Source organism: Pseudomonas entomophila, assembly GCF_013523125.1.
Lineage (GTDB): Bacteria > Pseudomonadota > Gammaproteobacteria > Pseudomonadales > Pseudomonadaceae > Aquipseudomonas > Aquipseudomonas entomophila_B.
This window is the reverse complement of record NZ_JAAMQJ010000019.1, coordinates 83,437-89,743: the sequence shown is the minus strand read 5'-3', so window position 1 is coordinate 89,743 and position 6,307 is coordinate 83,437. Positions and strand designations below refer to the sequence as shown.

Here is a 6,307-nt window from a genome sequence, read left to right as displayed (position 1 = left end):
GACTACGACGTTGATAGGTTGGGTGTGTAAGCGCTGTGAGGCGTTGAGCTAACCAATACTAATTGCCCGTGAGGCTTGACCATATAACACCCAAGCAATCTGCCAGGCGCAGGTTGGGTGTGAAGACACACGAACCGAAAGTTCGCACGCACACAAAGATCACATATCCGAATCTGCTGGCCTGTCGATACGACGGTCCGGCTACCGAATTTCTTGGCGACCATAGAGCATTGGAACCACCTGATCCCTTCCCGAACTCAGCAGTGAAACGATGCATCGCCGATGGTAGTGTGGGGTTTCCCCATGTGAGAGTAGGTCATCGCCAAGATTTATTTCGCAAAACCCCTATCTGCGCATGCAGGTAGGGGTTTTGTCTTTTCCGGGTCTATGAGCCCAGTGCCTGTCCGCTTCCTGCCTTTTCCTATGCAACCGCGGGGTGCATGGCTATGATGCCAGCCTCATTTCACGTTGAGGCTGGCATGCTGAAGTTGTTGAATCTCCTCAAGGATGGCCGCTTCCATTCAGGGCAAGACCTGGGCATTGCCCTGGGCGTGAGCCGTGCGGCTGTCTGGAAACAGCTGCAGCACCTGGAGAATGAGTTCGGTGTGAGGGTGCACAAGGTCAGGGGCCGTGGTTACCAGTTGGCCGCTGCCCTCACCCTGCTCGATCCGGCGGTCATCGAACAACACTCCCAGCCAGGCGTATGGCCCATAGCCGTACACGAAGCCCTCGATTCGACCAATGCACAGGCGCTGCGTGATCTCGCACAGGGCGCGCGTGCCCCTTTCCTGGTCTTGGCTGAACGCCAAAGCGCAGGTCGAGGCCGCCGAGGCCGTCAATGGGTCAGTCCTTTCGCCGAGAACGTGTATTACAGCCTCGTGCTGCGGATCGAGGGAGGCATGCGGCAGTTGGAAGGGCTGAGTCTGGTCGTGGGGTTGGCGGTGATGCATGTTCTGCGTGAACAGGGTGTCGTCAATGCCGGTCTGAAGTGGCCGAACGACGTGTTGGTCGCAGAGCGCAAGATCGCAGGCATCCTGCTCGAGCTGGTGGGCGACCCTGCCGATGTGTGCCATGTCGTGATCGGCATCGGCATCAACGTCAACATGCAGGAGAACGACAGCGTCACTCAGCAATGGACCTCGGTCAGGAATGAAACGGGCAGCCACCTGGACAGGAATGTGCTGGTCGCTCGACTCAATCGACGGCTCGCCAGTGAGCTGCAACGCCATGCCGTACACGGTTTCGCTGCCTTCAAGGATGCCTGGGAGCAGGCCAATCTCTGGCAGGGCCGGGCCGTATCGCTGATCGCCGGCATCCAGACCATCAATGGAACCGTCATGGGCGTCGATGACCAGGGCGGCTTGCGCCTGAGTGTCGATGGCGTGGAAAAGAGTTTCAGCGGTGGAGAGCTCAGTCTAAGGTTGCAACATGATACTTGAGCTCGATTGTGGGAACAGTTTCATCAAATGGCGTGTGATTCGCTTCGACACGGCCGAGGTCGTGTCTGGTGGGTTCGTCGAGACCGACCAGGCGCTGTTGAGCGCCGTGCAGGCGTTGAATGTCAGCTTTCAGGCCTGTCGTCTCGTCAGTGTGCGCGGCCAGGAAGAGACGGCTGCCTTGTGCGCGTCCTTGACGTCGACCTTCCAGGTCGTGCCGCACACCGTCAAGCCCGCCCAGCACCTGGCAGGGGTGCGCAATGGCTATGTCGACTATCAGCGATTGGGTCTGGATCGATGGCTGGGTGCGTTGGCCGGTTTCCACCTGGCCCAGGGTCCGTGCCTGGTGCTGGACTTCGGTACGGCTGCCAAGGCGGACTTCGTCGATGAACGGGGGCAGCACCTGGGGGGCTATATCTGTCCAGGCATGCCACTGATGCGGCGCCAACTGCGTACCCACACGCGCCAGATCCGCTATGACGATGCGTCGGCGGAGCGGGCCCTGGAAGACATGAGCCCGGGGCGTTCCACCGTAGAGGCCGTCGAGCGGGGTTGTGTGCTGATGATGCAAGGCTTTGCCAAAGGTCAGATAGAACAGGCGCGGGCGCGTTGGGGAGCGGGGTGTACGGTCTTCCTTACCGGCGGAGATGCGCCACTGGTGCGAGAAGTCGCCCCCCTGGCGCGTCTGGTGCCCGACCTGGTGTTCGTGGGGCTGGCCATGGCCTGCCCATTAGACTGAGGTGATGATGCGCTGGTTATTCCTGCTTCTGCTCGTCCTGAACGGGGTGTATTACGCTTGGCATCAGCAACAGGCTCCATTGAAGGTCAAGGAAGTGACCTCGACCTCGCTCTACAAGGGCGCGCAGCGCGAGATCCAGCTGTTGCGCGAGATGAACAAGACGCCCGTGGCTCGACGTCCGGATGAATGCCTGGTCGTCGGAGGGTTTCCCCAGCAGGCGCGGCTTGAGGCATTGCGCCAGCGGCTGCTCAGCCTGGATGTAGACAGCACACCCGTGGTGGGTCAGCTGCCTGGAGCCGACGGTCTGTGGTTGAAGATCGAGCCTCAGAGCGAGCGTTTGCTGGACTCGGCCGTGCTCGCCAGTCTTTCGATGGATTTCAATGACTTAAAACACAAAATTATTTTGTGCAGGGGTATTGCAACTGCTGAATAGCTTGATAGAATGGCGCCCGCTTCACAGGGAACACCACTCAAGTGGTTAACCAGAAGCGGCTGTCAAATGAGCTAACCTCAAGATTTAAATGAGAAAAAGCTTGACAGCAGGACGGCAAGAGTTGAAAATGCCGCCCACGCTCAGGAGGGGTTCCCGAGCGGCCAAAGGGATCAGACTGTAAATCTGACGTCTTCGACTTCGAAGGTTCGAATCCTTCCCCCTCCACCATTTTAGCGAGAGCTGCATGCTCCGCGGGTATAGTTTAGTGGTAGAACCTCAGCCTTCCAAGCTGATGATGCGGGTTCGATTCCCGCTACCCGCTCCAAGTTTGCTGTTTTTGCACGTGTTACGCTCTTGTAGCTCAGTTGGTAGAGCACACCCTTGGTAAGGGTGAGGTCAGCGGTTCAAATCCGCTCAAGAGCTCCATATGACAAGGCAGATATGAAAATATCTGCCTTTGTTTTAATGGGTGTCGTCGATGGCTTGTTTCTTCAGTGGGGTCTTCTCCGCGGCAAGTCGATCGTGCATCAGTGCAGGCAGCGTCGCCCCGTCGGCACTGCGTTGCGCCGCAGCAAGGCTACTGAATAAGTAGTTGATTTCTCTCAGTCAGGTCATCATAATGGTCGGCCTGATACAGTGTTAAAGGTCAGTAGCTCAATTGGCAGAGCGACGGTCTCCAAAACCGTAGGTTGGGGGTTCGATTCCCTCCTGACCTGCCATTCACCTCGGTGTGATTGGCTTTCTTCTCACAGGATCCTCCTCGATGACCACCAAAACTGAAGCCCAAGAATCGCGTTTTGACCTTTTCAAGTGGCTGGCTGTTGTTGCATTGGTCGTCATCGGCGTCGTCGGCAATCAGTACTATTCTGCCGCGCCGATCCTGTACCGCGTCCTGGCACTTCTTGCACTGGCTGCCGCTGCAGGCTTCATTGCGCTGCAAACGGCCAAAGGCAAGTCGTTCTTCACGCTGGCGAAGGAAGCGCGTACCGAGATCCGTAAAGTCGTGTGGCCAACCCGCCAAGAGACCACCCAGACCACGTTGATCGTTGTGGTTGTCGTGTTGGTCATGGCGCTGCTGCTGTGGGGGCTCGATTCCCTGCTCGGCTGGTTGGTTTCCTTGATTGTTGGCTAAGGGTGTCCCGTGGCTAAGCGTTGGTACGTTGTGCATGCTCACTCGGGTTACGAGAAGCATGTCATGCGCTCTCTGACTGAGCGTGTGAAGCTGCACCAGATGGAAGACGGCTTTGGCGAAATTCTGGTCCCGACCGAAGAAGTGGTTGAGATGCGCAATGGCCAGAAGCGCAAGAGCGAGCGTAAGTTCTTCCCTGGCTACGTGCTGGTCCAGATGGAAATGAACGAAGGCACTTGGCACTTGGTCAAGGACACGCCTCGCGTCATGGGCTTCATCGGCGGTACTGCGGACAAGCCTGCGCCCATCACCGATCGTGAGGCCGAGGCCATTCTGCGTCGTGTTGCCGATGGCACCGACAAGCCGAAGCCGAAGACGTTGTTCGAAGTGGGTGAGTCGGTGCGCGTCAATGATGGCCCATTTGCCGATTTCACTGGCAGCGTCGAAGAAGTCAATTACGAAAAGAACCGGCTCACCGTGGCTGTGCTTATTTTCGGTCGCTCCACCCCGGTGGAGCTCGAGTTCGGTCAGGTCGAGAAGGTCTGATCGAACGCAGCATCCCATAGCCCCGCAGCCCATAGTGCTGCGGGGTTTTGTCGTCACTGGGATAAAACGCAAGTCATCCGGGGAGCCAGCAGGCGTTCGTACCCGATATTGGAGTAGCTCATGGCTAAGAAGATTCAGGCTTACATCAAGCTGCAAGTTAAGGCCGGCCAGGCCAACCCAAGCCCACCCGTCGGCCCTGCACTGGGCCAGCACGGCGTGAACATCATGGAATTCTGCAAGGCCTTCAACGCCCGTACTCAGGGTCAAGAAGCCGGCCTGCCGACGCCCGTGATCATCACTGTCTACAGTGACCGCAGCTTCACCTTCGAGACCAAGAGCACCCCTGCCTCGGTTCTGCTGAAGAAAGCAGCTGGCCTGACCAGCGGTTCGGCTCGTCCGAACACCGTCAAGGTCGGTACCGTGACCCGTGCCCAGCTGGAAGAGATCGCCAAGGCCAAGCAGGCCGATCTGACGTCCGCTGACCTGGACGCAGCCGTGCGCACCATCGCCGGTTCCGCTCGCAGCATGGGCCTCAACGTGGAGGGTGTGTAAATGGCTAAGCTGACCAAGCGCCAAAAGGCCATCGCTTCGAAAGTCGAAGCGGGCAAGGCTTACAACTTCGAAGAAGCAGCTAGCCTGCTGGCTGAACTGTCCGCCGTGAAGTTCACCGAATCCTTCGACGTTGCCGTCAACCTCGGCGTTGACCCACGTAAATCCGACCAGGTCGTTCGTAGCGCTACCGTGCTGCCACACGGCACTGGCAAGACCGTCCGCGTTGCCGTCTTCACCCAGGGCCCGGCTGCCGAAGCCGCTCTGGCTGCCGGTGCCGACCGCGTTGGCATGGACGACCTGGCTGCCGAAATGAAAGGCGGCGACCTGAACTATGACGTCGTCATCGCTTCTCCGGATGCCATGCGCGTTGTCGGTCAGTTGGGTCAGGTTCTGGGTCCTCGCGGCCTGATGCCTAACCCGAAGGTCGGTACCGTGACCCCTGACGTCGCCACCGCCGTCAAGAACGCCAAGGCCGGTCAGGTTCGCTACCGTACCGACAAGAACGGTATCATCCACACCTCCGTTGGCAAGGTCGGCTTCGAAGCCACCAAGCTGAAGGAAAACGTCGAAGCACTGATCGCTGATCTCAAGCGCATCAAGCCTGCTTCCTCGAAAGGTATCTACGTCAAGCGCGTGACCCTGAGCACCACCATGGGTCCAGGCCTGGTCATCGACCAAGGTTCGCTCGACGTGTAACACCCCGTCGCCGCGACCTGCTCGCGGCGGCAGCAAGAGATTGGGGTCCCTGCCTGGCGGGGGCTATCCAAGACCGTAGGCGGCGCAAGCCTTAAAACACCAGCCCACGCAGATGGTGCTCCCGATTCGTGATCGAATCAGACACCAAAACGACATCCGGCTTCGGCCAGATGAAACGGTAGAAACCAGGAGTAAACCCGTGGCAATTAAACTCGAAGACAAGAAGGCCATCGTCGCTGAAGTCAACGAGGCTGCCAAAGTCGCTCTGTCCGCTGTCGTGGCCGATGCCCGTGGTGTGACTGTAGGCGCAATGACCGGACTCCGTAAAGAGGCTCGTGAAGCTGGCGTATACGTACGTGTCGTACGTAACACCCTGCTCAAGCGTGCCGTTGCCGACACTGAATTCAGTGTGCTCAACGACACCTTCACCGGCCCTACCCTGATTGCCTTCTCCAACGAGCACCCGGGCGCCGCTGCCCGTCTGTTCAAGGAGTTCGCCAAGGGTCAGAGCAAGTTCGAGATCAAGGCAGCTGCGTTTGACGGCAATTTCATTGCCGCCAATGAAATCGATGTGTTGGCGACCCTGCCAACGCGCGACGAGGCTATCGCGAAGCTGATGAGCGTTATCCAAGGCGCCACCAGCAAGCTGGCGCGTACGCTGGCAGCCATTCGCGATCAGAAAGAAGCTACCGCCGCCTAAGGCACGGAAAGCGCTTTCAAATCATACGTTTAATTTGATGGCTGGATAGGCTGTCACCCCAATACAGGATTTAAGT

The 6,307-nt window shown here is 58.3% G+C and carries 8 protein-coding genes, 4 tRNA genes and 2 rRNA genes; all 14 read left to right on the top strand.

Going from position 1 to position 6,307, the window contains the following annotated elements; genetic code table 11:
* Positions 1-83 (top strand): 23S ribosomal RNA (locus tag G7007_RS12240); the annotation flags it as partial.
* A 129-nt stretch (positions 84-212) separates the two neighbouring features.
* Positions 213-328 (top strand): 5S ribosomal RNA (rrf, locus tag G7007_RS12235).
* A 151-nt stretch (positions 329-479) separates the two neighbouring features.
* Complete coding sequence (gene birA / locus G7007_RS12230) at positions 480-1,439, top strand: bifunctional biotin--[acetyl-CoA-carboxylase] ligase/biotin operon repressor BirA (protein WP_181102050.1); 960 nt, start codon at positions 480-482, stop codon at positions 1,437-1,439.
* A complete protein-coding gene (locus G7007_RS12225; RefSeq protein WP_181102048.1) occupies positions 1,429-2,175 on the top strand; it encodes a pantothenate kinase in 747 nt (248 codons plus the stop codon). Before birA ends, G7007_RS12225 begins: the two co-directional genes overlap by 11 nt.
* Before the next feature lie 7 nt (positions 2,176-2,182).
* Complete coding sequence (locus tag G7007_RS12220) at positions 2,183-2,608, top strand: hypothetical protein (protein WP_181102052.1); 426 nt, start codon at positions 2,183-2,185, stop codon at positions 2,606-2,608.
* A gap of 143 nt (positions 2,609-2,751) precedes the next feature.
* Positions 2,752-2,836: transfer RNA gene (locus tag G7007_RS12215), tRNA-Tyr, on the top strand.
* A 23-nt stretch (positions 2,837-2,859) separates the two neighbouring features.
* Positions 2,860-2,933 (top strand) — tRNA-Gly (locus G7007_RS12210).
* Between the two features lie 25 nt (positions 2,934-2,958).
* A tRNA-Thr gene (locus G7007_RS12205) sits at positions 2,959-3,034 on the top strand.
* A 217-nt stretch (positions 3,035-3,251) separates the two neighbouring features.
* A tRNA-Trp gene (locus G7007_RS12200) sits at positions 3,252-3,327 on the top strand.
* A 44-nt stretch (positions 3,328-3,371) separates the two neighbouring features.
* Positions 3,372-3,740, top strand: a complete 369-nt coding sequence (gene secE / locus G7007_RS12195) for a preprotein translocase subunit SecE (RefSeq protein ID WP_181102047.1) — start codon at positions 3,372-3,374, stop codon at positions 3,738-3,740.
* 9 nt (positions 3,741-3,749) lie between these two features.
* Positions 3,750-4,283: a transcription termination/antitermination protein NusG gene (gene nusG / locus G7007_RS12190; protein WP_181102046.1), complete on the top strand. Its 534-nt coding sequence runs from the start codon at positions 3,750-3,752 to the stop codon at positions 4,281-4,283.
* Positions 4,284-4,403: 120 nt separating this feature from the next.
* Positions 4,404-4,835, top strand: a complete 432-nt coding sequence (gene rplK / locus G7007_RS12185; RefSeq protein WP_027915748.1) for a 50S ribosomal protein L11 — start codon at positions 4,404-4,406, stop codon at positions 4,833-4,835.
* Complete coding sequence (gene rplA, locus G7007_RS12180) at positions 4,836-5,531, top strand: 50S ribosomal protein L1 (RefSeq protein ID WP_060392301.1); 696 nt, start codon at positions 4,836-4,838, stop codon at positions 5,529-5,531.
* Between the two features lie 199 nt (positions 5,532-5,730).
* Complete coding sequence (gene rplJ, locus G7007_RS12175) at positions 5,731-6,231, top strand: 50S ribosomal protein L10 (RefSeq protein ID WP_060392302.1); 501 nt, start codon at positions 5,731-5,733, stop codon at positions 6,229-6,231.
* Positions 6,232-6,307: the final 76 nt, after the last annotated feature.

Coding starts and splice junctions, on each gene's coding strand:
- rplK (WP_027915748.1), top strand. CDS start 4,404: ATGGCTAAGAAGATTCAGGCTTACATCAAGCTGCAAGTTAAGGCCGGC.
- G7007_RS12220 (WP_181102052.1), top strand. CDS start 2,183: ATGCGCTGGTTATTCCTGCTTCTGCTCGTCCTGAACGGGGTGTATTAC.
- secE (WP_181102047.1), top strand. CDS start 3,372: ATGACCACCAAAACTGAAGCCCAAGAATCGCGTTTTGACCTTTTCAAG.
- G7007_RS12225 (WP_181102048.1), top strand. CDS start 1,429: ATGATACTTGAGCTCGATTGTGGGAACAGTTTCATCAAATGGCGTGTG.
- birA (WP_181102050.1), top strand. CDS start 480: ATGCTGAAGTTGTTGAATCTCCTCAAGGATGGCCGCTTCCATTCAGGG.
- rplA (WP_060392301.1), top strand. CDS start 4,836: ATGGCTAAGCTGACCAAGCGCCAAAAGGCCATCGCTTCGAAAGTCGAA.